A 24,762-nucleotide genomic window follows, 5' to 3' on the forward strand; every position below is an offset into this window, starting at 1 on the left:
AGGTCGTCATGATGTTCCCCTAGGGCGACATCACGACCTCCCAGGGATACGGCGCCCATCAGCGGTGATCTCGAATGGGTGGTTCCTCGAATTCGGCGGCTTCAGCGAAAGCTGAACCGTGCTGAGGCGCCCCCGTTGATCACGCTACGACCGGCCACCGACAAATCAGGTGTTCCGGCCGGTGCCGACGAATTGGGCGCCTGAGAGTTCGTGTTGGTGACCAGCCTTGGCCGCACCGCGCCAGCCCGCGAGCCGTAGCGGGGCGAATACGTCACAGCGCCTCGGTGTGTGGTGAAGCTTGCTACCGCGATGACCGACCACGCCGGTGCATCGCCGCCAAAGTTCCGGGCCCAGCGTGCGGGGTGGTGCGTTGGTCAGTGTTGGCCCGCGCGGTCGGCCAGGACGCGGACCGCTTCGTCCACGGCGGCGCAGCGGGCGGCTCGGATGGCGTCGGTGAGAGGGCGCAGGGCCTCGCTGCGGGCGCGGGCCACCGAAGCCGACAGCGCACCGCCGAGGGAGTCGCCCGCGGCCACTTCGAGGATCGCCTCCACCTCGGCCGCGCGCTGGAATACCCGCACGGCGCGGGCCGGCGTTCCGTTGGGCCACGGGGGTTTGGTGCGCTCGCCCAGTGCCGCCTCGATCTCGGCGCGCACGCCGGGGCGGTACTTGGCGACGTCCAAAGCGGACAATGTGCGGGTGGCCTGACGCATGGCGGTGGCCAGCATGTGCTCGGCCTCACCCAGCGGCAGGTGCTCGCGAGGCGGGGCGGGCGGGGTGGCGTAGACCGTCCAGCGCAGGATGCCCTCGGCGATCTGCTCCGGCACCAGGCCCAGCGCGACCTCGGGCAGCACGGTGGCCTCGCCGACGCGGAAGGCCGCGCGGGAGAACGGGCTGGGGCCGCCCAAGCCCCGGACGTCGCCGGGGGCGGGCAGGGCGAGCCGCGATGTGCCAGCGCCGCAGCGCCGCAGACCGGCAAGCAGCATCGCAAGGCCGGCAGGCGGCTCGGTGGCACCGGGGAGCTCAAGTTCCGTGGCGGTGCCGTCGTCGGCCGCCACTACCTCGTGCACCTCGGCCCAGGTCTGGAGGGCGTCCAGCACGTCGTCCGCGGCTGCCGCTCCGTGCAGCCAGGCCGACACCCACACGCCCATCGTCGCGCTAGGACATGGCACAGGGGAAAGGTTACGTGGCAAATGGCGGCTTGTCCGCAAACCGGATGTCGCCCGCCCGCGTGGCAGCGGCCACGGACGGGTCTCGCGGGCTAGCGTCTTGGCCGTGAAATCGGTGAACTACGGCGATGTGCTGTCCGGCAAGCGGAACCGGCGGGAGATCCCGGAGGTGCCCGCCGAGCCAGGGCTGGTGGTGGAGGACCCGGCGTCCGGGTTCTGCGGCGCGGTGCTGCGGCTGGAGTCCGGCTCGGTCGTGCTGGAGGACCGGCACGGCAACAAGCGCCTGTTTCCGCTGCGTCCGGCGGCGTTCCTGGTTGACGGCAAGCCCGTCACCCTGGTCCGACCCGCCGCCGCGGCCAAGCCCGCGGGCACGAGCGCGTCCGGGTCGGTCCGGGTCGAGGGCCACCGGGCCCGCACGGCGCGGGCCGGGCGGATCTGGGTGGAAGGCATCCACGACGCCGAACTGGTCGAACGGGTCTGGGGTCACGACCTGCGGGTCGAGGGAATCGTGGTGGAACCGTTGCACGGCATCGACGACCTGCCCGGCCGGATCGCGGAGTTCGGTCCGCACCGCGGCGCCCGGCTCGGCGTGCTGGTCGACCACCTGATCGCGGGCAGCAAGGAAGCCCGCATCGTCGAGCGACTGGAAGAACCCGACGTGCTGGTCACCGGCCACCCCTATGTGGACGTCTGGCAGGCGGTCAAGCCCGCCGCCGTCGGCATCCGGGCCTGGCCGAACATCCCGCGCGGCACCGACTGGAAGGAAGGCATCTGCACGGCCTTGGGCTGGGGTGAGCCCGCAGAGGGCTGGCGCCGCGTCATCGCGGGCGTGTCGAGCTTCCGCGACCTGGAGACTCCGCTCGTCGGGGCGGTCGAGCGGCTGATCGACTTCGTGACCGAATAAGGGCGTCTCGACCGGCTGCGATCGCGTCAGCTGCGGACGGTCTGCGTGATGGCCGAACGATGGCCTGCCGCGTCTGCTGGGTGGCGCCTGAGCCGCAGGCGATCAGGACCGCACGGGCCGTCAGGACGCCTCGATGCGAGAACGGCTGCCGCTGCGAGCGACCGGCCGAGCCCGCCTTGACCCGAGTGGTGGACCGCCGAGGGGGCCGCTCGCCGCATGATCGATTCGACGCGCGACCGAATGAGACGGTGTCCGCCGTGGTCCGTATGCTGAGGCCGACCGGTGGGCAGGGGCCTTGTGACCTGGGGGGTTGGATGACCGAGACGCCTGGATGGTCGGCGCCGGATCCGGGTGGGCAACCCGGTCCGCAGCAGCCGGTGGCGCAGCCAGGCCCTGGCTGGGGTCCGCCGCAACCACCGATGGTCAAGCCCGGCATCATCCCGCTTCGGCCGTTGGGGCTCGGCGAGATCCTCGACGGCGCGATCTCCACGATGCGCAAATACCCCAAGATCATGCTCGGCGTGTCCGCGATCGTCGCCGCAGTCGTCCAGCTGCTCAACCTCGCCGGGATGCTGCTGTTCGTCGACGAGCTCAACCGCGTGATGGCGATGGACCCGACCACACCGCGCAGCCCGGACGAAGCGCTCAACGAGGTGCTGCCGGTGCTCGGCGCCACCATCGCCACCAGTGTGGTCGCCGCCATCGCCGCGATGGTCGGCTACGTCTTCCTCAGCGGCCTGGTCACCGTCGTGGTGGGTCGCGCCGTGCTCGGCACGGAGGTCACGTTCGCCGAGGCCTGGGCGGAGATGCGGCCCCGGCTGCTGCCGCTGCTCGGCGTGACGGTGGTGTACTCGCTGCTGGTGCTGGTGGGTCTCGTGCTCTGCATCATCCCCGGAGTGTGGGTGTACGTGCTGCTCAGCCTCGCCGCACCCGCGCTGGTGCTGGAGCGCACCGGGGTCGGCCAGGCGCTGAGCCGCTCCAAGGACCTGCTGCGCGGTGCGTGGTGGCGCACCTTCGGCATCCTGCTGCTGGCCACCATCATCGGCTTCCTGGTCTCCAGCGTGGTGAGCATGCCGTTCAGCGTCGCGGGCGGTGTGTTCGGCGCGCTGTCCGGCGACGCGACGGCGCTGCCCACCAGCGGGCTGGTGCTCTCGGCCATCGGCGGCACCATCGGCAACACGCTGTACTACCCGTTCGTCGCCGCCGTCACCGCGCTGCTCTACGTCGACCGCCGCATCCGCTCGGAGGGCATGGACATCGAGCTTGCCCGCGCCGCAGGGGTCACCCTCCCGCCGCAGCAGCCCTATGCCGCCCAGCCCTACTACTCGGCTCCGGCAGGCTATCCCGCGCAGCCTGGTTACGGTGCGCAGTTAGGTTACGGCGCCGCACCCGGTTATCCCGCCCAGCAGCCCGAACACCAACAGCGACCGGATCAGCCTGGGCCGCAAGGCGGTCCGGTACCGCCCGCGGGGTGATCAGCCGGTGCGCATCGCTGGGTGGCTGTCGGAGGTTCCCGTCGACATCGGACGGGACGAGGCGCGCGAGGAGGCCCGCCGGGAACTGACCGACCCGATCTACCGGGCGGCGGAACCCTCGCTGCTGGACCGCGCCCTGAGGTGGATCGTGGAGCAGCTTGACCGGCTGTTCGACGCCGCGGGCGGGGCGGGCACCGGCGTGCTCGGGCTGCTCGTCCTGCTGCTGCTCGCCGTCGTGGTCGGCATCGTCGTGCGGCTGCGGGTCGGCAAGGTCGCGCACAGCGGACGACGGCAGGCACCGGTGTTCACCGGCGGGCCGAAGACCGCGGCCGAACACCGCGTCGCGGCCGAGGACGCCCTGCACCGCGGCGAGGTCGCCGAGGCCGTCCGCGAACGGTTCCGGGCGGTCGTGCGGGAACTCATCCAGCGCGGCATCCTCGACGAACGGTCCGGGCGCACCGTGGACGAGGTCGCCACTGAGGCAGGCCGCGTGCTGCCCGCCAGCGCCGAGGAACTCCGCTGGGCGGCAGGCATGTTCGACGACGTCTGGTACGGCGGGCGACCGGCCACAGTGGACGGCTACCACCGGCTGGCCGAACTCGACACCAGGCTCCGCACCGAACGGCCGGTGCTGGTCCCATGAGCACCTCCACCGACCTCGGCGCCCGCGGCGTCTGGCGTGCCGCCCGCGCACCCATCGTCATCGCGTTCATCATCGTCGCGGTCAGCATCGTGGCGGTGCTGAGCAGGGAAACCGTCAAGGTCGGCAGCCTCGACCCCGATTCGGTCAGCCCCGACGGCAGCCGAGCGCTGGCCCAGCTTCTCCAGCGCGAGGGCGTCACGGTGCACCCGGTGACCACGGCCGACGACACCTCCGTCGCACTGTCCGATTCGGACGGTGCCACCCTGTTCATCACCAAGCCGGACTGGCTCACGGGGGAGACATTGGCCTCGCTCACCGCGAGCGCCCGCACGGTCGTGCTGGTCAGCCCCACCTCCGACGGGAAACCCGAGTCCGTGCGGGTCGTCGGCGACGCCGTGTCCGAGGTCCGCGAACCGGGCTGTGACCTCGACGCCGCCAAGACGGCGGGCTCCGCCACCACCGGCGGCACCTTGTACCGGACGGACGAGCGGGACGCCCAGCAGTGCTACCGCAAGGGCGAGGGCGCCACCCTGGTCCGGCTGGGCAACACGACGCTGCTCGGCTCGGCCGAGGCCTTCACCAACGAGGCGCTGGACGAGGACGGCAACGCCGCGCTCGCGATGCGCCTGCTGGGCGGCAACCGCGACCTGGTCTGGTACTCGCCGTCGCTGTCCGACCCCGCCTTCAACCCCGAACAGCGCTCGCCGTTCGAACTGCTGCCCCGCGGCTGGGTGTACGGGCTGCTCATGCTGGTGATCGCGGTGGCGCTGCTAGCGCTGTGGCGGGCCCGCCGCCTCGGACCCGTCGTCGCCGAACGCCTGCCGGTGGTGGTCCGCGCCGCCGAGACCGTGGAGGGCAGGGCCCGGCTCTACCGCCGCGCCAAGGCCGTCGACCATGCCGCGGCCGCGTTGCGGCAGGCCGCCAGGGACCGGCTGGTCCCGTTGCTGGCGCTGCCGGGCGAGGCGCAGCCGCAGGCCGTCATCGCCGAGATCGCCCGCCGCTCCGGCCGCCCGGCGGCCGGAGTGGACAACCTGCTGTACGGTCCGGCACCCGCCGACGACGCCGGGCTGGTCCGGCTCGCCGACGAGTTGGACCAACTGGAGAACGAGGTACGCCGAGGATGACCACGAGCACCGAAGCCCTGACCGTCGACGCCGAGAGCGCGCGGGAGGCGTTGATCGCGTTGCGCACCGAGGTCGGCAAGGCCGTCGTCGGCCACGACGCCGCGGTCACCGGACTGATCCTGGCCTTGCTCTGCCGAGGACACGTGCTGCTGGAAGGCGTGCCGGGCGTTGCCAAGACGCTGCTGGTCCGCGCGCTGGCCACCGCGCTGGACCTGCAGACCACCCGCATCCAGTTCACCCCGGACCTGATGCCCGGCGATGTGACCGGCTCCATCGTCTACGACGCGCACTCCGCGGAGTTCTCCTTCCGGCAGGGCCCGGTGTTCACCAACCTGCTGCTGGCCGACGAGATCAACCGCACGCCGCCCAAGACGCAGTCGGCGCTGCTGGAGGCGATGGAGGAGCGGCAGGTGTCCATCGACGGGCAGCCCCGCCCGCTGCCCGACCCGTTCACCGTGATCGCCACCCAGAACCCGGTGGAGTACGAGGGCACCTACCCGCTGCCCGAGGCGCAGCTTGACCGGTTCCTGCTCAAGCTCACCATGCCCGCGCCGTCCCGCGACCACGAGATCGACATCCTGCGCCGCCACGCCGAGGGCTTCGACCCGCGCGACCTGGTCGCCGCCGGGCTGCGCCCCGTCGCGGGCCGCACCCACCTGGAGGCGGGCCGCGCCGCGGTGCGCACGGTGACCGTGGCACCCGAGGTGATCGGCTACGTGGTGGACGTCTGCCGCGCCACCCGCGTCTCGCCCTCGGTGCGGCTCGGCGTGTCCCCGCGTGGCGCTACGGCGCTGCTGGCCGCCTCCCGCGCGTGGGCGTGGCTGTCCGGCCGCGGTTATGTCACCCCCGACGACGTGAAGGCGCTCGCGCGCCCCACGCTGCGGCACCGCCTCGAACTCCGCCCGGAGGCCGAGTTGGAGGGCGTGACCACCGACGGTGTGCTGGACGGTGTGCTCGCCGCCGTCCCGGTGCCCCGCTGATGGCACTCACCGGCCGCGCCGGGCTACTCGCGCTGGTCGGCGCGCTCGCGGTCGGCCTGCTCATGCCATCGGCCGACGGCATCTGGCTAGTGTGCGCGGTGATCGCGGCGGGCATCGCCGTCGACCTGCTGCTGGCGGGCGCCGTGCGCGGACTGGTGTTCGCCCGCTCCGGCGCCGACGCCGTCCGGCTCGGCGAAACCGCCGAGGTCGTGCTGTCGGTGACCAACCCAGGCCGCCGCCGGGTCCGCGGACTGCTCCGCGACGCCTGGCCGCCAAGCTCGGGGGTCGAGTCCGACCGGTACCCGATCGACGTGCCCGCGGGGGAGCGGCGCGGCATCACGTTGCGGCTCACGCCCACCCGCCGCGGCGACCGCCACGCCTCGCGGGTCACCGTCCGCTCCGTCGGGCCGCTGGGTCTGGCCGCCCGGCAGGGTTCACATGAGGTGCCGTGGCGGGTGCGAGCGTTGCCGCCGTTCCACAGCCGCCGTCACCTGCCGTCCCGTTTGGACAGACTCCGCCAACTTGACGGGCGCAGCGCCGCGCTGACCCGAGGCCAGGGCACCGAGTTCGACTCGCTGCGCGAGTACGTGATCGGCGACGACATCCGCTCCATCGACTGGCGCGCCTCGGCCCGCGCCGCCGATGTCATGGTCCGCACCTGGCGTCCCGAGCAGAACCAGCACATCGTGCTGGTGCTGGACACCGGCCGAGTCTCCGCGGGCCGCGTCGGCGACGCGCCCCGGCTGGACGCCGCGATGGACGCGGCGCTGCTGCTCGCCGCGCTGGCCTCGCACGCAGGCGACCGCGTCGACCTCATCGCCTACGACCGCCAGGTCCGCGCGGGCGTGCAGGGCTCCTCCGCCCGCGAACTGCTGCCCTCGCTGGTCAACGCCATGGCCCCGCTGGAGGCGGAACTGGTGGAGTCCGACGCCCGCGGCATGGTGGCCGAGGTACTGCGCCGCACCCGAAGGCGCTCGCTCGTCGTGCTGCTCACCGGCCTGGACACCGCCCCGCTGGAACACGGTCTGATCCCGGTGCTGCCCATGCTCACCGCCCGCCACCGCGTGCTGCTCGCCGCGGTGTCCGACCCCGCCCTCGGCGCACTCGCCAGGGGCCGCGGCGACGCCGAAGCGGTCTACGACGCGGCAGCCGCCGAGCGCACACTGGGCGAACGTCGTCACCTCAAGGCGCTTCTCGCCCGTCGCGGCGTGACCGTCGTCGACGCGACGCCAGACGAACTGCCGCCCGCCTTGGCGGATCGTTACCTGGAGCTCAAGGCCGCGGGCCTGCTCTGACGCGCCGCTGTTGTCACGCGGACACGGGAGCGGCGTCCCCGGCGAAGCGGGCGTCCACATCTCCGGTTTCACCCGCGCGGGCGGCCCGCCGCCCGAGGATGAACACGTACGCCAGGAACAGCACCTCGGCGAGCGCGCCGATGGCGATGCGGGCCCAGGTGGGCAGGCCGGAGGGCGTCACGAACGCCTCGATCACGCCCGAGACCAGCAGCACACAGGTCAGGCCCATTGCCATCGCGACCGCCGAGCGGCCCTCCTCGGCCAGCGCCGCGGCCCGAGTTCGGGGGCCGGGGTCGATCACGGCCCAGCCCAGCCGCAAGCCGGTCCCCGCGGCGACGAACACCGCGGTGAGCTCCAGCAGGCCGTGCGGGGTGATCAGGCCGAAGAACACGTCCAGCCTGCCGACGGCGGCCATCAGGCCCGCGCTGACGCCCACGTTCAGAGCGTTCTGCCACAGGATGTAGATCACCGGGATGCCGAGCAGGACGCCCAGGATCAGACAGCCCGCAGCCACCCAGGCGTTGTTCGTCCACACCTTGGCGGCGAAGGACGCCGCGGGGTCGCTGGAGTAGTAGGTCTCGAACTCCCCGCCCGGCTTGGTCAGCTCGCGGACCTCCTCCGGGGAGGCGATCGTCGCCTGCACCTCGGGGCTACCCGCCACCCACGCCGCGAGCAGGCCCGAGACCAGCAGGAACACCGCACTGGTCGGCACCCACCAGCGCCAGGAACGGTAGAGGGCGGCCGGGAAGCGGCGGGCGAAGAACAGCCCGACCTCCCGCCACGCCGGGTTGTGCGTGCCGGTTACCGCCGAACGCGCCCGTGCGACCAGTGAGGACAGCGTGCCGATCAGCGTCGGGTCGGGCGCCGAGGAGCGGACGATCGACAGGTGTGTCGCTGCCCGCTGGTACAGCGTGACCAGCTCATCGGCCTCCGCACCGCGCAGCGAGTTCGCGCGGCGCAGCAACGCGTCCAGCCGGTCCCATTCGGCACGGTGGGCCGCCACGAAGACATCGACGTCCACGAAACCTCCCCAGGCTGTCGGCGCGCTGTGCGCACGAGGGAGACTAGTCGCCGTGACCAACCTTGTTACCGGCGATGCCGTGGTCGTCGAGCTTCAGGTGGCCCGGCTGGCGAGCCGCAGCCTGGCGTTCCTGCTCGATCTCGCGCTGCAACTCGTGGTGCTGGTCGGGTTGGCCGTGATCGCGGCGACGGCCGATGCCGACATCGACAGCGCGCTCAGCGCCACCGTCGCGCTGGTGATCGGCATCGCGGTACTGGCCGGTTATCCGGTCCTGATGGAGACGCTGACCCGCGGCCGCACGCTGGGGAAGCTGGCCTTCGGCCTCCGGGTGGTGCGTGACGACGGCGGCCCGATCCGCTTCCGGCACGCACTGGTGCGCGGCCTGAGCGGCGTGTTCGTCGACTTCTGGGGCTTGGGCCTGTTCGGCGCGGTGGCGATGGTGGTCTCCCTGCTGTCTCCGCAGGGCAAGCGGGTGGGGGACTACCTCGCGGGCACCGTGGTGATCCGTGAGCGGATGCCCGCCCAAGCCGGGTTCACCTTCGAGATGCCGCCGCACCTGGCGGGCTGGGCGGCGGGCCTCGACCTGTCCCGGCTGCGGGACGACCTCGCCTTGGCCGTACGCCAGTACCTCGGCCGCTGGCACGAACTCAGCCCCACCGCCCGCCTCGAACTGGGGCAGCGGCTGGCGAACGAGGTAAGCGGCCAGATCGCCGTCCCGCCGCCGCCCGGCCTCACCCCCGAGCTGTACCTGGCAGCGGTGCTCGCTGAGCGCCGCAACCGCGCCCAAGCGGGCTACTTCCCGGCCACGCCACAGCCGGCGCAGGCACCGCAGCCTGCTCCCACGGCGCAGAACGACAATCCGTTCGCGCCCCCGCGGTAGTCGTCGATCGAGCCGTGAACGTGCAATGAACATTCCACTGCGGACTGCCGTCAATGCTGCGGATTAGGCAGCAAGATCGTGCAGGATATTCGCGTCTGCGCGGAAATCCGTGCAGGTTTTCTCGTGGAAGTGGAATATCGACTATGCCCCTGCTGAAATCCCTGACGCTGGCAGGCGTGCTCGCCGCCGTGATGACGCAGTCGTTGGCACCGGCGCATGCGGTCGCGCCGAGCCTGCCCGACTACGACCAGTGGCAGAGCGACGTCCGCCAGGCTCTGACCGGCGTCAACGGCTATCTCGACGGCGCCCAGGGCACCGACGCCGCGATCGTGCTGGACATCGACAACACGGCGCTGGAAACCGAGTACAACCCCGGGCACGCGAACCGGCCCGTCCTTGACGCCGCCAAGCGAGCCCAGCGGCTCGGCATGAGTGTGCTCATCGTGTCCGCGCGCAAGACCGGTGGCGAGGAGTCGTCGCTGCGGCAACTCCGCGACGCGGGATACGCGCCGGACAAGATTTGCCTTCGGCGCAGCGGCGAGGAGAAGGGCGCGGGCAAGCTGCGCTGCCGCAAGTCCTTCACCGAGCAGGGCTACCGGATCACCGCCAACATCGGCAACCTGGCCACCGACTTCGCGGGCGGCTACTACGACCGGAAGTTCAAGCTCCCGGACTACGACGGCCAGTTGAGCTGACCGATCCCAGCGGCTGCGGCCCGCGTTCCGCATCGGAACGCGGGCCCTGAGCCTGCGGCTGGAGGGTGATCGGACCTTCTTCGCCTGATCTTTGCTTCAAGCGCCAACATCGACACCGCGGATCTGCGACGATGGAGGGGTGTCGCTAGCACTGATATTGCTGATCGCGGGCGTACTGCTCATCGCCGCGGAGATCATCTCCGGGGAGTTCATGCTGCTCATGATCGGTGCCGCCGCCCTCGCGGCGGCCGGCGCCGAAGGGCTCTTCGGGCAATGGTGGCTGGACCTCATCGTGTTCGCGGTCACCGCGTTCGGGCTGATCGCCTTCGCCCGGCCGATGCTCAAGCGCAGGCTCACCGCGGTCGAGGCCACCAAGACCAACGTCGAGGCGCTGATCGGCAGCAAGGCGACCGTGGTGTCTGCTGTGGATGCGAGCGCCGGTCAGGTGAAGATCGGCGGCGAGATCTGGTCGGCACGTGCGCTGGACGCGACGCAGGTGCTGGAGCCCGGAAGGTCGGTCACGGTCGTGGAGATCTCCGGGGCAACCGCTGTTGTGTGGGGAGACTAGGCAAGTGGACGTCATCACGCTCATCGTCTTTTTGGTCCTGATTCTGCTGGTCATCGTGACGGTGGCGAAGTCGGTGCTGGTCGTGCCGCAGGCGCAGGCTTCCGTGGTCGAACGGCTCGGCAAGTTCCGTACCGTCGCCGCGCCCGGCCTGAACTTCCTGGTGCCCTTCTTCGACCGCATCCGGGCCCGCATCGACCTGCGCGAGCAGGTGGTGTCCTTCCCGCCGCAGCCGGTGATCACCCAGGACAACCTCACGGTCTCCATCGACACCGTGGTCTACTTCCAGGTCACCGACCCGCGCGCCGCGGTGTACGAGATCTCCAACTACATCGTCGGTGTCGAGCAGTTGGCCACCACCACGCTGCGGAACCTGGTCGGCGGCATGAGCCTGGAGGAGACCCTGACCTCCCGCGACCAGATCAACGGACAGCTTCGCGGGGTGCTGGACGAGGCCACCGGCCGCTGGGGCATCCGGGTGGCCCGCGTCGAGCTCAAGGCCATCGACCCGCCGCCGTCCATCCAGGACTCGATGGAGAAGCAGATGCGCGCCGACCGGGAGAAGCGCGCCATGATCCTCACCGCCGAGGGCCAGCGCGAGTCGGCGATCAAGAGCGCCGAAGGCCAGAAGCAGGGCCAGATCCTCGCCGCCGAAGGCGCCAAGCAGGCCGCCATCCTCGCCGCCGAGGCCGAGCGGCAGTCCCGCATCCTCCGTGCCCAGGGTGAGCGCGCCGCCCGGTACCTCCAGGCGCAGGGCCAGGCCAAGGCCATCGAGAAGGTCTTCGCCGCCATCAAGGCGTCCAAGCCCACCCCGGAACTGCTGGCCTACCAGTACCTTCAGACGCTGCCGCAGATGGCGCAGGGCGATGCCAACAAGGTGTGGGTGATCCCCAGCGACTTCAACAAGTCCTTGGAGGGCTTCGCCCGCATGCTCGGCGCCAAGGGCGACGACGGCGTGTTCCGCTACGAACCGCCCAAGGACGAGCCCGTGGAATCCCGCCCGGAGGTCGACGACGAGTCCATCGCGGACTGGTTCGACGTCTCCAGCGATCCCAACGTCGCCCGCGCGGTGCAGGAGGCGGAGGCGGTGGCCCGCAAGGAGGTCCCGCCGCCAGGCGTGGCCACTCCCGCGGTGAAGCCGCTGGTCGCCCCGCCGGTGCTGGACGAGCCGCCGGCCGGTCTGCCCTCGGCGCCGCCGATCACACCCGCCTCCACGGCCAAGCCCGACCCCACGGCCCCGGGAACGCACCCGTCGCCGACGGAACTGTCCTGACCGCAGGCTGATGCGCCCACCTGGCACTGCCGGGTGGGCGCTATCTGCGCAAGAAGACGTACAGGCTGGACAACGCGATGTACGCGTACCAGCCTGCTGCCACCAGGGACCCGGTCAACCAGATGGTGTCCAACAGGCCCGCCGGGTCCCGATATGACCAGGCAATGACACCGGCTACCACGGTAAGCGGTACGAAGATGCCCGCCGCGATCAGTTCTGACCAATCCCACCGCCGAGGCAGCCGCGCCGCGAGATAGCGTTCGCCGACCTGCTCGAAATGGGCCAGCAGCCGCGCGTGCACCTTGCTTGTCACGGGCGCGGCGGCGAGGATCGTCGCCGCTCTCGTCATCTCTCGATCCAGGCGGGCTCGACGCCGCCCCCGGTCGATCACCGGGACCAGGATCGCGGCCAACGGCGCCGCCACGACCGCCAACACGCGCAGCGTCAAATCCCATTCGTTCGCCACGTTCCCATCGTCCCACTTGCCCATTACGGACCAGGCCGCTGAAGGGCACTACACCGAATGGGTCTAGCCCCTAAAGGTCTAGACCAGTGACACTCGGCACAGCGCCATGTTCATAACCCCTGCAAGTGAAGGAGGCGCTGTGAGGTTTTCACGTGTCGCCGTTCTGGTCGGAGGCCTTGCTCTGACCGCAGTGATCATGCCCGGGACGGCGGGCGCCCACGGCAGTGCGCAGAACCCGATGAGCCGGGTGCTGACCTGTGCCAATGAAGGACCGGAGAACCCGAAGTCCGCGGCCTGCAAGGCAGCTGCCGCGGCAGGTGGGGCGCAGGCCTTCTACGACTGGAACGAGGTCAACCTGCCCGACGTCGGCGGCAAGCACCGGGAGCGCATCCCGGACGGCAAGCTGTGCAGCGCCGGCCGCGCCAAGTACCGCGGTCTCGACCTGGCCAGGGCGGACTGGCCCGCGACGTCGCTGAACGCAGGCACGCAGTTCCGCTTCAACTACAAGGCCAGCGCGCCGCACCGCGGCGTCTGGGAGTTCTACGTGACCCGTGACGGTTTCAGCCCGACCGCACCCCTGAAGTGGGCGGACCTGGAGCAGTTCCACAAGACCACCAACCCGCCGCTGGCCGGCGGCAGCTACCAGATCGATCTGAAGCTGCCCGCCAAGACCGGCAGGCACCTGATCTACGTGATCTGGCAGCGGCAGCTACCCGACAGCGCCGAGGCCTTCTACTCCTGCTCCGACGTCGTGTTCGGAGCAGCGGCCAACCCGAACCCCACCCCCCAGATGGCCTCCGTCGCCGATCCGCACCACCACGGCGCCCAGCCGGCATCGGCGGAGCAGACCAATTGGTACCGCTGGTTCTGGCCGTTCTGATTCCCTGTGATTGGAGGAGAGCTGTGAAAGCGTTGAGTGCGTTGGCACTGCTCGGCTCGATGGTGGTCGCCACCGCGATCACCCCAGGCACCGCGAGCGCGCACGGTTCGGCGTCCAACCCGGTCAGCCGAGTGTTGCAGTGTGCGAACGAAGGGCCCGAAACCCCGAAGTCGGCGGCGTGCAAGGCGGCCGTCGCCTCGAGCGGTTCCTGGGTGTTCTACGACTGGAACGAGGTCAACCAGCCCAATGCCAACGGTCAGCACAAGCAGCTGATCCCGGACGGCAAGCTGTGCAGCGCGGGCCGGGACAAGTACAAGGGGCTGGACCTGCCGCGTGCCGACTGGCCCGCGACCAGCCTGTCTGCCGGCGGGTTCTCGTTCAAGTACGCGGCGCCCGTTCCGCACCCCGGCGTGTGGGACTTCTACATCACCCGCGACGGCTACAACCCGACCTCACCCTTGAAGTGGTCGGACCTGGAGTCCGCGCCGTTCCACTCGGTCACCAACCCGCGGGTCTCCGGCGGCAGCTACACGTTCAACGTGCAGTTGCCCGCCAAGCAGGGCAGGCACCTGATCTACGTGATCTGGCAGCGCCAGAAGCCCGACAGCGCCGAGGCCTTCTACTCCTGCTCCGATGTGGTGTTCGGCGGCGGCGCGCACACCGAGGCATCCAGCGGTGCGCCCGCGTTCAGCGGCGGGCACGGGCACGCGGCACACAGTGCCGCGGCCGATAAGGACTGGTACCGCTGGTTCTGGCCGTTCTGAGTCGAGCATGAGTCGAGCAAGCACACGGGTGCGATGACGAGCCATTCGTTCATCGCACCCGTTGCTGCTTGTGGGTGAAAAGGCGTCTCCGCACTGGGGCTTCTTGGTGGTGGTTCCACAAGGTCCAAACCGGTGAAACTTTGGTAGCGCTTGCTCGAAGCGCGCCGTTTTGTCCCCTGCGATGAAGGAGACGTCTTGAGAACAGCACGTGCGGTGGCGACCGTTGCCGCCGTCATCGGTTCTTTAGCGCTTTCCGGCCTGGTCACCACCGGCACCGCGAGCGCTCACGGTTCGGCGGACAACCCCGCCAGCCGCGTGCTGACCTGTAAGAAGGAAGGGCCGGAGAATCCCAAGTCGGCCGCCTGCAAGGCAGCGCTCGCCGCGGGCGGCGCTCAGGCCTTCTACGACTGGAACGAAGTCAACATCGGCGATGTCGCGGGCCGCCACAAGGAACGCATCCCCGACGGAAAGCTGTGCAGCGCGGGCCGCGACAAGTACAAGGGCCTCGACCTGGCCCGCGCCGACTGGCCCGCCACGCCGTTGAACGCGGGCAGCAGGTTCACCTTCAACTACGCAGCGAGCGCCCCGCACGCGGGCGTGTGGGACTTCTACGTAACCCGCGACGGCTACAACCCGACCTCGCCCCTGAAGTGGTCGGACCTGGACGCCAAGCCGTTCGCCTCCGTGAAGGACCCGGTGGCCACCAACGGCATGTACCGGATTCCCATGACGCTGCCCGCGAACAAGAGCGGCCGCCACCTGATCTACGTGATCTGGCAGCGGCAGAAGCCCGACAGCGGCGAGGCGTTCTACTCCTGCTCCGATGTGGTCTTCGGCGGTGCGGGCACCCCCACTCAGCCGCAGCCGTCCCAGTCACCGGCCCCGCCGAAGCCGACCGCGAGCCCGACGCCCGCGCCCACCACGAGCGCCGCGCCTGGCCCGACGTCGCAGCCCAAACCCGCGCCCGGCGCGGAGGCCTGCGCGGCGTCCGAGTGGCTGTCGTCGAAGAACTACGAGCCCGGTGAGCAGGTCGTCCACCAGGGCAAGAGCTACGACTCCAAGTGGTGGTCCACCGGCAGTGAGCCCTCCGCCGCACAGTCCTGGTCGAGCTGGCAGGAGACCGGCAGCTGCTCAGGCCCGCTCCAGCGGTTCGGCGTGTCCGACGCGCAGATCCACCAGCACGAGCAGCAGCTCAAGACCGCTGCGGCGAACAAGGAAACCCGCTGGTACAGCTGGTTCTGGCCGTTCTGAGCCGAAGGCCTTCAGAGGCGGAAGCCGTAGGGGAGCTCCAGCCGGTGCTTGGCCAGCAGGCCCGCGTCGGCGAGGAGCTCCCCGGTCGGTCCGTCGGCCACGATGCGCCCGTCGTCGAGGATCACGCTGCGCGGACACAGCTGCAACGCGTACGGCAGGTCGTGCGTGACCATCAGCATGGTCCGGTTCAGGCCCAGCAGCAGCTCCGCAAGTTCCCTGCGGGCCACCGGTTCCAGGTTGGCGGACGGCTCGTCCAGCACCAGGATCTCCGGTTCGCAGGCGAGCACCCCCGCCAGCGCCACCCGGCGGCGCTGCCCGCCGGAGAGGTGCAGGGGAGAGCGGTCGCCGTGCTCGGCCATCCCCACAGACTCCAGCGCACCATGCACTCGGCGCCGCAGGTCCTCGCCCCGCACGCCGAAGTTGGCAGGCCCGAACGCCACATCGTCGGCGACCGTGGGCATGAACAGTTGGTCGTCGGGGTCCTGGAACACCACGCCCACCCGGCGGCGCACCTCGGTCAGGTTGGCGGTGGTGACGGGCAGGCCCGCGATCTCCACGCCGCCCGCCGAAGCGGTGAGGACACCGTTGAGGTGCAGCGCGAACGTCGTCTTACCCGCGCCGTTGGGGCCGAGCACCGCCACCTGCTCGCCCGCTTCGACGGCGAGGTCGATGCCCCGCAACGCCTCCCGACCGTCGGGGTAGGAGAACCGCAGCCCGCGCACCGTGAGCGCGAGGCTCAGCCCGCCCACAGCGACACTCCGCAGATGATCAGCCCCGTCGCGGCGGGGAGCAGGCCCAGCGGCCACGAGGACACCGTCTTCTCTGTCTGGATCGGATTGGGCATCGCGCCGCGCCAGCCGCGGGCGAGCATGGCCACGTGGACGCGCTCACCGCGTTCGTAGCTACGGATGAACAACGCTCCGACGCCGCGTGCGGTCGCACCCGCCTGCCAGAGGAAGCGCGGGTTGTGGCCGCGGGAGATGCGGGCCAAGCGCATGCGACGGGCCTCGGCGAGGATCACCTCCAGGTACCGCAGCATCAGCATCGCGATCGTGATGATCACCGCGGGCACCCGGATGCGCTGCAAGCCCAGCAACAGGTCGCGGGGTGTGGTGGTGGCCGCCAACGTGAGCGAGGTCAGCACGCCGAGGGTGCCCTTGGCGAGGATGTTCCACCCCGCCAGCAGCCCCTCCACGGACAGTTCGGCGCCCCCAACGGAGACGGTGGGCGGGCCCGCGGTGAACGGCAGGGCGAATGCCAGCACGACGAAGGGCACCTCGATCGTGGCGCGCACCGCCAGCCAGCGAGGCGGGATGCCTGCGATGGCCTGCACCGCGACCAGCGTGCACAGGTAGGCGCCGAAGGCCGTGAACACGTGCCGGGGCGTCGCGACGACCGCCGCCATGAACAGCAGGGCGGCGACCACCTTGATCTCCGGTCGCAGCCGGTGCACGACGCTGCGGCCGGGTAGGTACAGGACGGCGGTGTGACCAGCGCTCACGCGTCGGTGCGGGTGTCGGGAGAACGCCTGCGCAGCAGCCAGAACAGACTGCCCGCCACCGCCACGGTGGCCAGCACCCCGAGCACACCGGCGATGCCGGTCAGGCTGTCGTCGCCGCCGACGGTGTAGTCCGCCAGCGGGCTCTCCGCGAGCGGGTGCTCGGCGGCGCGCTGTGCGATGCACTCACCGTCCAGTTGCTCGGTCTCCGAGACCGTGCAGCCCTGCTGCATCACCGAATCCAAGCCGTCCGGGTCGCTGTCGGCGAAGTAGCTCAAGATCCCGGCGATGAGCACCGTGACGATGCCGAAGGACACCAGGAAGCGCATCGAACGGCGGGGCATCAGAAGGCACCTTCCTGGGCGGGCGCGGCGGCGGGGGAGCGGCGCAGCAGGTAAATGAGATCGGGCCGCACCTTGGCGATCGCGTTGACGGTGAGCGCGGTGATGACGCCTTCGCCGACACCGATCAGCAGGTGCACGCCGATCATGGCGGCGGCCACCTTCGGCAGTGCGAACCCGACGTCGCCGCCCATGCCGTACTCCAGCACGAACGCCGACGCCGCGGCCACCGTGTTGAGCAGCGCGGCGAAGAAGACGACCCCGGCGAGCCGGGCGCCGCCCTTTGCGGCCAGCGGCCGCAGGGCGACGGCGGCGGCGTAGCCGACCGCGGTGCCGACCAGAGCCATGTTGGTGATGTTGATGCCGAGCGCGGTCATGCCGCCGTCGGCGAACAGCAGCGATTGCATGACCAGCACGATCGAAACGCACAGCGCGCCGGTCCACGGGCCGACCAGGATTGCGGCCAGCGCACCGCCGAGCAGGTGGCCGCTGACACCGGGCAGCACCGGGAAGTTGATCATCTGCACGGCGAAGATGAACGCGGCGACCAGGCCCGCCATCGGTGCGGTGCGGTCGTCCAACTCCGTTCTGGCCTTCACCAGCGCCACCGCAAGGGCGACGACGGCGATCAGGCCGAAGAGCAGGGAGGTCGTGCCGTTGAGGATTCCGTCGCTGAGGTGCATGGCCACCGTCATGGTCAAGAACAGTAATTGCCAGGAAGTTGCAACCGCCAGCACGGTGCAGTAACGGCCAAGACCCAAGAGCGCCGGCCGAAGAGAGCAGATGGCACGAAAGCGCCACGAAGAAGTCTCGAAATTTAGGCCTAAGATATTTAATATGGAAATCGACGGTCACTCGATAGAGTGATAGTCGCCCTCAAGACTCGGTACCCGCCGCTGCCCTCGCTGGCGGTATGCCGAGTCGGAACGGTCGCGCCGCCGCGCCAGGCGTGACCGCTTCCGCATCGGCCCTGCCGGGCCAGCTGAGACGGGGCCGGTCCGAGTCGCTCACCCGGACCGGCCCCGTTTCGGCCTACGCCCGGGTGCAACCGATGCTCCAAATGGTCATTACCTGCCGCAGTGCCCACCCCGTTGCGGTTTGATGCCTTGGTGAACGACAGATCGGACAGCTCCGGCGCGCCGGATGTCCCGGACCCCGACGACATCAAGGCGGCCTTAGCCCGAGAGTTGAGCTCCATCCCTGGGGATCAGGAACCCGCGGCCCTGCGTGCCAGGCTGGAAGACCTGTTGCGCCCGTTGCCCTTCATGGTGTCCGGCGGTCGGGCCGGGACCGCCGTCGACCTGCTGGAGAACGCGATCTTCCTGCTGGGGGAGACCGCCGACCGCCACCGCAGGCTGGCCCGTGAACTCCGCAGCCTCGGCGAACGGCAACTCACCGAGCACCGCAAGGCCGTCCGGGTCGCGGGCGGCGACCCGCACCGGCTGGCGGCCTGGCTGCTGCGCCTGCGCCTTGAGCACCCGGAGGGGCCCCGAGCCACCGTCGGCAGCTACGCGGAACTGCTGGGCCGCGAAGGCATGGTCGCCTATCGGCAGGCAGCCGAACGCCTCTGCACCGCGCTGCCCGTCGTGGAGTTCGGCCAGCAGGTGCCCTTCGAGCGGCACCGCATGGCGGTGTTGCAGATCATGCAGGAACTGGCCGACTACACCGGCGATATCGACCTGGCCATCCAGGTGTTGGAGACCGACCTGTCCAGCGGCTGGCAGTACCTCCGCATCGCCACCACCCTGCAGGAGGCGGGCCGCTCGCAGGAGGCGCTGGACTGGGTGGAGCGCGGCCTCACCGCCACCCGCGGCCGCGGCGCCGCCGCGCGGCTGATAGATCTCGCGGTGGACGAATGCCTGCGCCTTGGCTGGGTCGACCGAGCACAGCAACTGCGCCGCGCGGCGTTCACCCAGAGCCCAGGGCTGGACACCTATATGCGGCTGCGGGCCCTATCCGAACCCTCCGGGCGGTGGCCGGAGGTGCGGGAATGGGCACTACAACGGCTGCGAGAGGAAGGCAGCAGCCGCCAGGGAAACACGCTGCTGGTGCGCATCCTGCTGTGGGAGAACGAGATCGCCGCGGCGTGGGCGGCTGCCCAGCAGCGCGGCTGTTCCGACGAGGTGTGGCTGGCGCTGGCCGAACGCCGCGCGGAGACCGAGCCGGCGGAGGCCATCGGCGTGTTCCGCAGGCTGGTGGAACGGCGCCTGACCTCACCCGACTCCGGTGCCGACCACCAGGTCGCGGTGCTGCTGGAGCAGCTGCGGGATCTCACCGTGCGCAGCGGAAGCCCTGACGCGTTCACGAAGTACCTGGAGAGCATCAAACAGCGGCACGCCGCAGACCGGGACTTGCTCGCCGAGCTTGCCCGCCACGGCTTGTGACGGAGTAAACCGCCTACAGCACCGCCCATCCTGATGGCATTTGTCCGGCTCCACTCCACAGCACTGCCCGGCCCTTGAGGCGTTGATCCGACTCCCATCCTGATCCCGACTCCACTGTGCGGAACGGCCTGACAGGCACTTCCCCCGCGTTGAATGAAGAACTTCGACGCGCGCGGCGGCACTGAACGAGACTTTCGACGCGCTGTCCGCACCCTGAAATTTGGTGTGGGACTGCGCTCAGTCCGGGTTCGCCTCCGGTACATCCGCCTTACTCTGATCGCGTGGGCGCGGACATCGAGGCCGGCGTCGAGCTGTCCCTCGACGGGCCGCTCGCCACCATCACCGTGGGCACCGGCTCTCGCCGTAACGCCCTGACCAGCACTGACTGGCAGTCTCTCGAACTCATCGCGGACAAGCTCCGTACGGGCGAGGACGTGCGCGCCGTCCTCATCCATGGCCGGGGCGACACCTTCTGCGCGGGCTCGGACATGACGGAGTGGATCTCTGCGGACCTCGCCGGCGTCAACGCGAGCTTCGCCGCCATGGAGGCCGCGTTCCAGGCCGTCGAGCGGATTCCCGTACCGGTGGTCGCCGCCGTCCGGGGCGCCGCCGCGGGCGCGGGCTGTCAACTCGCGCTCACCGCCGATCTTCAGGTGCTCGCGGAATCCGCGCGGATGGGGATGCCCATCGCCCGCCTTGGCATCCTCCCCAGCCCGGCCTTCGCGGAACGCCTCGTCTCGGCCGCGGGTGCCGGGGTCGCTGCCGAACTCCTCTACACCGGCAAGCTGGTGACCGCCGCCGAGGCCGTGGCGCTCGGGCTCGCCACCGCGGTCGCCGCCGACGACCGGTTGGACTCCGCGGTGCGGCAGGTGGTCGAGCAGATCGCCGCCCAGCCGCGGGCGGCACTGGTGGCCGCCAAGCGGGCCATCCTCGCCGTCGTGCAGCCCGCTCGCTCAGCTGCCCAAGGCGCATCCACCGATGACGCGGTGGCCTACGCCGAGTTTCGCGACGGCATCAGGCGCTTCCTCGAATCCTGAGCGGCCGACGAACGGAGTGAGCGCGCAGCACGGCTCACTCCATCCGAAGGTTGGTCAGCGCCACGCCAGGCGCGCGATGCGGCCCTTGGCGCCGGATGCCCAGCACGCTCCGTCGAGAGAGCAGGAGACAGTGTCGAAGCTGCCGGTGTCGAACGAGGTCCACCGCCGACCACCGTCGAGGCTCAGGTCGCTGCCGGTGGGGCCGACGGCGATCACCCGGTCTCGGTGCCAAGGCAGGAACGTGACGCCGGAGCGGTAGCCGGGCAGTACACCGGAGGCGTGCCAGGCCCGACCGCCGTCGGAGGTCAGCGCGAGGTTGTCCACCGCCGTCTCGGGCTTGGCGTAGTCGCCGCCGACGGCGACCCCTTGCCGCGGGGTGCGGAAGGCGAGCCCGAAGACGCCGCTACTGGGAGAACTGGCCAGGGGAGTGTTGGCCACCGACCAGGTGCGGCCGCGGTCCTCGGAGTGGAAGACCCTGGCCTTCGCGCCGCCGCCGGAGGCGATCCACGCGTGCCGTCCGAGCGTCACCAGGCACTGGCCGCTGGCGGCGAACCCCGCCTCGCCCGGCAGGGCCTCGGGCATGCCGGTGGCTGGCAGGACCTCCCAGCTTCGGCCGCCGTCGGAGGTCGACAACACGCGGAACCTACCGTCCACCGGGTCGCTCATGGCCAGACCGTGACGGCGGTCGGAGAAGGAGAAGCAGTCGTAGAAGGCGGCGGGGTCGGGGTTGCTGAAGGCGAGTCGCCACGACGAGCCGCCGTCCTCGGTCCGGTAGATCCGCGAGGAGTCACCGGGTCCGATGGACAGGATGACGGCCCGGCGGGCGTCGAAGGCCTCGATATCGCGGAACTCCAGCGCCGCCGTGTCCGGGGGGCCCACCGACTGCCAGGAAGCCCCGCCGTCGACGGTGCGAAGAACCGTGCCCTTGCTGCCGCTCGCCCAGGCGACGCGGCGGCTGACGGGGGAGAAGCCGCGGAGTTGGGCATCCGAGCCGGAGTCGAGCAGTTCCCACGCGGGCGTGGGGTGGGCGGTCGTACCGCCGTGGGCAACAGTGCCGACGGTCGGTACGAACGCCGTGGTGCAGAGCATCGCGGTCGTGGCGATGCGGGAAATCCACCTCATAGCGGCGCAAGTTAGCCGAGACAGGCGGTTCGCGCCCATCAGCCATTTGGCCGCAACGGAATTCGAGCTACCCGGCAGCGCCGACCAGGTTGGGGGAATACTGCTGCTGCCCCAGCCAATTGATGCGGATCCGGCGGCGGATGCGGCACAGCGCCGATTGCGCCGCGCGTGGAGTGGTGTTCAGCTTCTTGGCGATTTCGCCGTGTCCCAGTCCGTTCGCGACCATGAGGACCATTTGGCGATCACGCTGTGACAGTAGTTTCAGCCGGGCCGCGAGCCATCGGGCCTCTGCCCGATCACAGGCGGTGTCCGCCGGGTCTTCGACGATTCCTGGCTGGAGGCGAGGGTGGGTGCCGAGTCGGGTCGCCACCATTCGGCGACGTGCGTCGTCCGCGCAGAGCCGTTTGACCACCGACACGAGAAACGGCCTGAGCCTGGTCATGTCGAGGTTGGCGAACTCGGCCGCCCGAATGAGCGCGTCATGCACGATGTCTTCCGCCTGGGCGGGAGCCGCGCAGTATCGGGTGGCGACACGGACGAGATACGGCCTGACTCGGATGCACTCCTCCCAAAATATATTTGGAACTAAGGTGTTCACATTCCCTGGTTGTGCCCGCATTATGACGTGGCCCCTCACTCAAATGTCTTAACCCTGACCGCCAAACAACCCAGAGATTTGCTTAGCGGTTAATTACCCCTGTTGGACGAGCGGTGCCGACGAGGATCAATCGCGCGTGCACATCTCTATCCTTTACTTCTACGGGCGAACATCTGAAGCATCGCATAATGTGGCGAGTTAATCACGTCACGTAGTCAAAACTACCCCTATGTCCTATGATGGCGCCCACAGCGTGAAGCCCGCGATTGCTATGGCGGAGCACGATGTGTTCCGTATCACAGTGAGCTCCCGCGGGGAAGTTCGTAAGTCAATCAAGAACTGTGGCAAGCGGCTCAGGACAACCTCGGCAGCTGTGCGATTCGAGTGGGGCGACAGGCGATCCTGCCGGTTGCCCTACGCGGGATTATTCGCGTAGTCGGTTGAACGTTGTTCTACCGCTGTAATCGTTTCGGCAGGTCCGACCCCTGTGATCTGCCAGGCGATCGCTGCGGTTACACCTCCGCCACCCACTGTCGGATCACCGGTCGGTCCCCTCCCGGTGATCACGTGGTGGGTGGCGGAGGTTCCCTTTCGACGACTACCCGATTGTGCGCGGCGGAAACGACTCGGAAATGTCCGCAGCGCGAATTACCAGTGAGTAACCGCAAGCTGCGGCCATTCGGGTCATGAGTCTGACCTGAGTGCGAGAATGGCACCCTTCTTTTGTCTCAGGAGTGCCAACAGTGATCGACCAATGCGCCCTGAAAATAGCCGCCACCACAGGTGTGGTGACCGCGGGAGGTGGTCACCACACCTGTGGTGGAAGTACTCAGGCCTCGAACTGGAAGTCAGCCGGGTTGAGGCGACGGGTCTGCTGCCAGTAGCGCCAGGTGAACCCCGGCCACAGCGTCCGGTTCACGCCATTGGCGTCGAGGTACCAGCTCTTGCAGCCGCCCTCTTCCCAGATGCCTTTGTGCAGCTGGCGCTGAATGCGCTTGTTGAAGCTGCGCTGCACGCCAGGCCGCACCTCGATGGTCTTGGCCCGGTTGCGTTCGATCTGCTCAATCGCCTGGAGCACGTACTTCACCTGCGCCTCGATCATGAACACAATCGAGTTGTGGCCGAGTCCGGTGTTCGGGCCGACCAGGATGAACATGTTCGGGAAGCCCGCCACGGTCATGCCGTAGAAGGCCTCGTAGCCGTCCTTCCAGGCCTCCTGGATCTTCAGCCCGTTGCGGCCGACGATGTGCGCGTCGTCGTAGGCGTCGGTGACGTGGAACCCGGTGCCGTAGATGATCGCGTCGACCTCGTGCTCGGTGCCGTCACCGGTGACGATGCTGTTGGCCTTGACCTCGCGCAGCCCATCGGACTCCACGTTGACATTCGGCTTCTGCAGTGCCGGGTAGTAGTCGTTGGAGATCAGCACCCGCTTGCAGCCGATGGTGTAGTTCGGCGTCACCGCCCGGCGCAGCTTCGGGTCGCGGACCTGCTTGGCGATGTGTGCCTCGGCCAGCTTCTGTGCGACCTTCATGATCCGAGGGTTGACCGAGAAGCCCACCGCGCGGGTCTCCAGCAGCCAGTAGATGGCGTTGCGCCACAGCCGCTGGGCGGGCGGGAAGAGCTTGAACAGGCGCTGCTCCCACTGGGGCACCGGACGGTCCGGCTTGGGCATGATCCACGGCGGGGTGCGCTGGATGACGTGCAACTGCGCGACCTTGTCCGCGATTTCCGGGATGAACTGGATCGCGCTGGCCCCGGTGCCGATCACCGCGACCCGCTTGCCCGTCAGGTCGTAGTCGTGGTCCCAGGTGGAGGAGTGGAAGGTCTTGCCCTTGAACTTCGCCAGGCCGGGCACGTCCGGGTAGTTCGGCTTGTGCAGCGGGCCGAGGCCGAGCACCACCGCGTCGGCGGTGATGGTGGCGCCGTCGGCCATCGTGACGGTCCAGGTCTTGCTGGCGTCGTCGAAGTCGGAGGCCACGGCCTCCGAGTTGAACCGGATGTGGCGGCGCAGACCGTACTTGTCGGTCACCTTGCGCAGGTAGTCCCAGATCTCCTGTTGCGGCGCGAACATCCGCGACCAGTTGGGGTTCGGTTCGAAGGAGAAGGAGTAGAGGTGCGACTGGATGTCGCAGGCACAGCCGGGGTACTGGTTCTCCCGCCAGGTGCCGCCGACGTCGGAGGCCTTCTCCAGGATCACGAAATCGTGCCTGCCCGCCCTCTTCAACGTGGCAGCCATGCCGAGCCCGGCGAATCCGGTGCCGACGATGACCACACCCGTCCTGGTGGTGGTCTGCGGCGAGCGCTGCGCGGTAGTCATTTCGGGCCAACCTCCTGGCTGTAACCTTTGTACTGGTGAGTAGGTTACCCGAAGTAGGTTACTGGCGGTAGGTCTGCGGGTAG

The 24,762-nt window shown here is 69.6% G+C and carries 25 protein-coding genes; 15 read left to right on the plus strand and 10 right to left on the minus strand.

The window, feature by feature from the left end; all coding sequences use genetic code 11:
* Positions 1–374: 374 nt before the first annotated feature.
* Positions 375–1,148, minus strand: a complete 774-nt coding sequence (locus ACU6XJ_RS23930; protein ID WP_476318609.1) for a hypothetical protein — start codon at positions 1,146–1,148, stop codon at positions 375–377.
* A gap of 124 nt (positions 1,149–1,272) precedes the next feature.
* Here ACU6XJ_RS23930 and ACU6XJ_RS23935 point away from each other — a divergent pair, with 124 nt between their 5' ends.
* The 6 genes from ACU6XJ_RS23935 to ACU6XJ_RS23960 all read left to right on the plus strand — a co-directional run bounded on the left by ACU6XJ_RS23935 (position 1,273) and on the right by ACU6XJ_RS23960 (position 7,587).
* Positions 1,273–2,070: a DUF3097 domain-containing protein gene (locus ACU6XJ_RS23935; protein WP_476315925.1), complete on the plus strand. Its 798-nt coding sequence runs from the start codon at positions 1,273–1,275 to the stop codon at positions 2,068–2,070.
* A gap of 314 nt (positions 2,071–2,384) precedes the next feature.
* Entirely contained in the window at positions 2,385–3,545 is a 1,161-nt protein-coding gene (locus ACU6XJ_RS23940) for a DUF7847 domain-containing protein (RefSeq protein ID WP_476315928.1), read from the plus strand.
* 7 nt (positions 3,546–3,552) lie between these two features.
* The gene (locus tag ACU6XJ_RS23945; protein WP_476315931.1) at positions 3,553–4,188 is read left to right on the plus strand and encodes a DUF4129 domain-containing protein; all 636 of its coding nucleotides are present in this window, start codon (positions 3,553–3,555) and stop codon (positions 4,186–4,188) included.
* Positions 4,185–5,312, plus strand: coding sequence for a DUF4350 domain-containing protein (locus ACU6XJ_RS23950; RefSeq protein ID WP_476315934.1), 1,128 nt, complete (start codon positions 4,185–4,187; stop codon positions 5,310–5,312). Before ACU6XJ_RS23945 ends, ACU6XJ_RS23950 begins: the two co-directional genes overlap by 4 nt.
* Positions 5,309–6,292, plus strand: a complete 984-nt coding sequence (locus ACU6XJ_RS23955) for an AAA family ATPase (protein ID WP_476315937.1) — start codon at positions 5,309–5,311, stop codon at positions 6,290–6,292. The genes ACU6XJ_RS23950 and ACU6XJ_RS23955 overlap by 4 nt, the downstream gene beginning before the upstream one ends.
* A complete protein-coding gene (locus tag ACU6XJ_RS23960; RefSeq protein WP_476315940.1) occupies positions 6,292–7,587 on the plus strand; it encodes a DUF58 domain-containing protein in 1,296 nt (431 codons plus the stop codon). The genes ACU6XJ_RS23955 and ACU6XJ_RS23960 overlap by 1 nt, the downstream gene beginning before the upstream one ends.
* Positions 7,588–7,600: 13 nt before the next feature.
* Here the strand turns inward: ACU6XJ_RS23960 and ACU6XJ_RS23965 are convergent, their stop codons facing one another.
* Entirely contained in the window at positions 7,601–8,608 is a 1,008-nt protein-coding gene (locus tag ACU6XJ_RS23965) for a stage II sporulation protein M (RefSeq protein WP_476315943.1), read from the minus strand.
* A 52-nt stretch (positions 8,609–8,660) separates the two neighbouring features.
* Here ACU6XJ_RS23965 and ACU6XJ_RS23970 point away from each other — a divergent pair, with 52 nt between their 5' ends.
* From ACU6XJ_RS23970 to ACU6XJ_RS23985, 4 genes are all read left to right on the plus strand, one after another.
* On the plus strand, positions 8,661–9,488 hold the full coding sequence (locus ACU6XJ_RS23970; RefSeq protein WP_476315946.1) for an RDD family protein: 828 nt from the start codon (positions 8,661–8,663) through the stop codon (positions 9,486–9,488).
* Between the two features lie 143 nt (positions 9,489–9,631).
* The gene (locus tag ACU6XJ_RS23975) at positions 9,632–10,183 is read left to right on the plus strand and encodes an HAD family acid phosphatase (RefSeq protein ID WP_476315949.1); all 552 of its coding nucleotides are present in this window, start codon (positions 9,632–9,634) and stop codon (positions 10,181–10,183) included.
* Positions 10,184–10,322: 139 nt separating this feature from the next.
* Positions 10,323–10,751, plus strand: a complete 429-nt coding sequence (locus tag ACU6XJ_RS23980; protein ID WP_476315952.1) for an NfeD family protein — start codon at positions 10,323–10,325, stop codon at positions 10,749–10,751.
* A gap of 4 nt (positions 10,752–10,755) precedes the next feature.
* The gene (locus tag ACU6XJ_RS23985) at positions 10,756–12,021 is read left to right on the plus strand and encodes an SPFH domain-containing protein (protein ID WP_476315954.1); all 1,266 of its coding nucleotides are present in this window, start codon (positions 10,756–10,758) and stop codon (positions 12,019–12,021) included.
* A 40-nt stretch (positions 12,022–12,061) separates the two neighbouring features.
* Here ACU6XJ_RS23985 and ACU6XJ_RS23990 read toward each other — a convergent pair whose 3' ends face one another.
* Positions 12,062–12,487 (minus strand): hypothetical protein, encoded by a 426-nt coding sequence (locus ACU6XJ_RS23990; RefSeq protein ID WP_476315957.1) that lies wholly within the window; start codon positions 12,485–12,487, stop codon positions 12,062–12,064.
* 139 nt (positions 12,488–12,626) lie between these two features.
* Here ACU6XJ_RS23990 and ACU6XJ_RS23995 point away from each other — a divergent pair, with 139 nt between their 5' ends.
* From ACU6XJ_RS23995 to ACU6XJ_RS24005, 3 genes are all read left to right on the plus strand, one after another.
* Positions 12,627–13,367 carry a lytic polysaccharide monooxygenase auxiliary activity family 9 protein gene (locus tag ACU6XJ_RS23995; protein ID WP_476315960.1) on the plus strand — a complete coding sequence of 247 codons (741 nt, stop codon included), beginning with the start codon at positions 12,627–12,629 and terminating at the stop codon, positions 13,365–13,367.
* Positions 13,368–13,390: 23 nt separating this feature from the next.
* Complete coding sequence (locus ACU6XJ_RS24000) at positions 13,391–14,131, plus strand: lytic polysaccharide monooxygenase auxiliary activity family 9 protein (protein WP_476315963.1); 741 nt, start codon at positions 13,391–13,393, stop codon at positions 14,129–14,131.
* Between the two features lie 195 nt (positions 14,132–14,326).
* Entirely contained in the window at positions 14,327–15,382 is a 1,056-nt protein-coding gene (locus ACU6XJ_RS24005; RefSeq protein ID WP_476315966.1) for a lytic polysaccharide monooxygenase auxiliary activity family 9 protein, read from the plus strand.
* Positions 15,383–15,393: 11 nt separating this feature from the next.
* Here the strand turns inward: ACU6XJ_RS24005 and ACU6XJ_RS24010 are convergent, their stop codons facing one another.
* The 4 genes from ACU6XJ_RS24010 to ACU6XJ_RS24025 are packed head-to-tail and all read right to left on the minus strand — an operon-like array spanning position 15,394 to position 17,922.
* A complete protein-coding gene (locus ACU6XJ_RS24010) occupies positions 15,394–16,131 on the minus strand; it encodes an energy-coupling factor ABC transporter ATP-binding protein (RefSeq protein WP_476315969.1) in 738 nt (245 codons plus the stop codon).
* Entirely contained in the window at positions 16,119–16,883 is a 765-nt protein-coding gene (gene cbiQ, locus ACU6XJ_RS24015; protein ID WP_476315972.1) for a cobalt ECF transporter T component CbiQ, read from the minus strand. The genes ACU6XJ_RS24010 and cbiQ overlap by 13 nt, the downstream gene beginning before the upstream one ends.
* Complete coding sequence (locus ACU6XJ_RS24020; RefSeq protein ID WP_476315975.1) at positions 16,880–17,224, minus strand: PDGLE domain-containing protein; 345 nt, start codon at positions 17,222–17,224, stop codon at positions 16,880–16,882. The genes cbiQ and ACU6XJ_RS24020 overlap by 4 nt, the downstream gene beginning before the upstream one ends.
* Positions 17,224–17,922, minus strand: coding sequence for an energy-coupling factor ABC transporter permease (locus ACU6XJ_RS24025; protein ID WP_476315978.1), 699 nt, complete (start codon positions 17,920–17,922; stop codon positions 17,224–17,226). Before ACU6XJ_RS24025 ends, ACU6XJ_RS24020 begins: the two co-directional genes overlap by 1 nt.
* Before the next feature lie 408 nt (positions 17,923–18,330).
* Here ACU6XJ_RS24025 and ACU6XJ_RS24030 point away from each other — a divergent pair, with 408 nt between their 5' ends.
* Positions 18,331–19,605 carry a tetratricopeptide repeat protein gene (locus ACU6XJ_RS24030; RefSeq protein ID WP_476315981.1) on the plus strand — a complete coding sequence of 425 codons (1,275 nt, stop codon included), beginning with the start codon at positions 18,331–18,333 and terminating at the stop codon, positions 19,603–19,605.
* A 281-nt stretch (positions 19,606–19,886) separates the two neighbouring features.
* Complete coding sequence (locus tag ACU6XJ_RS24035) at positions 19,887–20,642, plus strand: enoyl-CoA hydratase/isomerase family protein (protein ID WP_476315984.1); 756 nt, start codon at positions 19,887–19,889, stop codon at positions 20,640–20,642.
* Between the two features lie 54 nt (positions 20,643–20,696).
* Here the strand turns inward: ACU6XJ_RS24035 and ACU6XJ_RS24040 are convergent, their stop codons facing one another.
* From ACU6XJ_RS24040 to ACU6XJ_RS24050, 3 genes are all read right to left on the minus strand, one after another.
* Complete coding sequence (locus tag ACU6XJ_RS24040; protein WP_476315987.1) at positions 20,697–21,764, minus strand: WD40/YVTN/BNR-like repeat-containing protein; 1,068 nt, start codon at positions 21,762–21,764, stop codon at positions 20,697–20,699.
* 67 nt (positions 21,765–21,831) lie between these two features.
* On the minus strand, positions 21,832–22,383 hold the full coding sequence (locus ACU6XJ_RS24045; RefSeq protein ID WP_476315990.1) for an RNA polymerase sigma factor: 552 nt from the start codon (positions 22,381–22,383) through the stop codon (positions 21,832–21,834).
* Positions 22,384–23,191: 808 nt separating this feature from the next.
* The gene (locus ACU6XJ_RS24050) at positions 23,192–24,679 is read right to left on the minus strand and encodes a flavin-containing monooxygenase (protein ID WP_476315993.1); all 1,488 of its coding nucleotides are present in this window, start codon (positions 24,677–24,679) and stop codon (positions 23,192–23,194) included.
* Between the last annotated feature and the right edge of the window lie 83 nt (positions 24,680–24,762).

This window comes from Actinorectispora metalli (assembly GCF_056323685.1).

What these genes read in the sequence shown, in the direction of transcription:
- ACU6XJ_RS23930 (WP_476318609.1), bottom strand. Translation starts at nt 1,148, where the DNA reads ATGGGCGTGTGGGTGTCGGCCTGGCTGCACGGAGCGGCAGCCGCGGAC.
- ACU6XJ_RS23940 (WP_476315928.1), top strand. Translation starts at nt 2,385, where the DNA reads ATGACCGAGACGCCTGGATGGTCGGCGCCGGATCCGGGTGGGCAACCC.
- ACU6XJ_RS23950 (WP_476315934.1), top strand. Translation starts at nt 4,185, where the DNA reads ATGAGCACCTCCACCGACCTCGGCGCCCGCGGCGTCTGGCGTGCCGCC.
- ACU6XJ_RS23955 (WP_476315937.1), top strand. Translation starts at nt 5,309, where the DNA reads ATGACCACGAGCACCGAAGCCCTGACCGTCGACGCCGAGAGCGCGCGG.
- ACU6XJ_RS23960 (WP_476315940.1), top strand. Translation starts at nt 6,292, where the DNA reads ATGGCACTCACCGGCCGCGCCGGGCTACTCGCGCTGGTCGGCGCGCTC.
- ACU6XJ_RS23975 (WP_476315949.1), top strand. Translation starts at nt 9,632, where the DNA reads ATGCCCCTGCTGAAATCCCTGACGCTGGCAGGCGTGCTCGCCGCCGTG.
- ACU6XJ_RS24020 (WP_476315975.1), bottom strand. Translation starts at nt 17,224, where the DNA reads ATGCCCCGCCGTTCGATGCGCTTCCTGGTGTCCTTCGGCATCGTCACG.
- ACU6XJ_RS24040 (WP_476315987.1), bottom strand. Translation starts at nt 21,764, where the DNA reads ATGAGGTGGATTTCCCGCATCGCCACGACCGCGATGCTCTGCACCACG.
- ACU6XJ_RS24045 (WP_476315990.1), bottom strand. Translation starts at nt 22,383, where the DNA reads ATGCGGGCACAACCAGGGAATGTGAACACCTTAGTTCCAAATATATTT.
- ACU6XJ_RS24050 (WP_476315993.1), bottom strand. Translation starts at nt 24,679, where the DNA reads ATGACTACCGCGCAGCGCTCGCCGCAGACCACCACCAGGACGGGTGTG.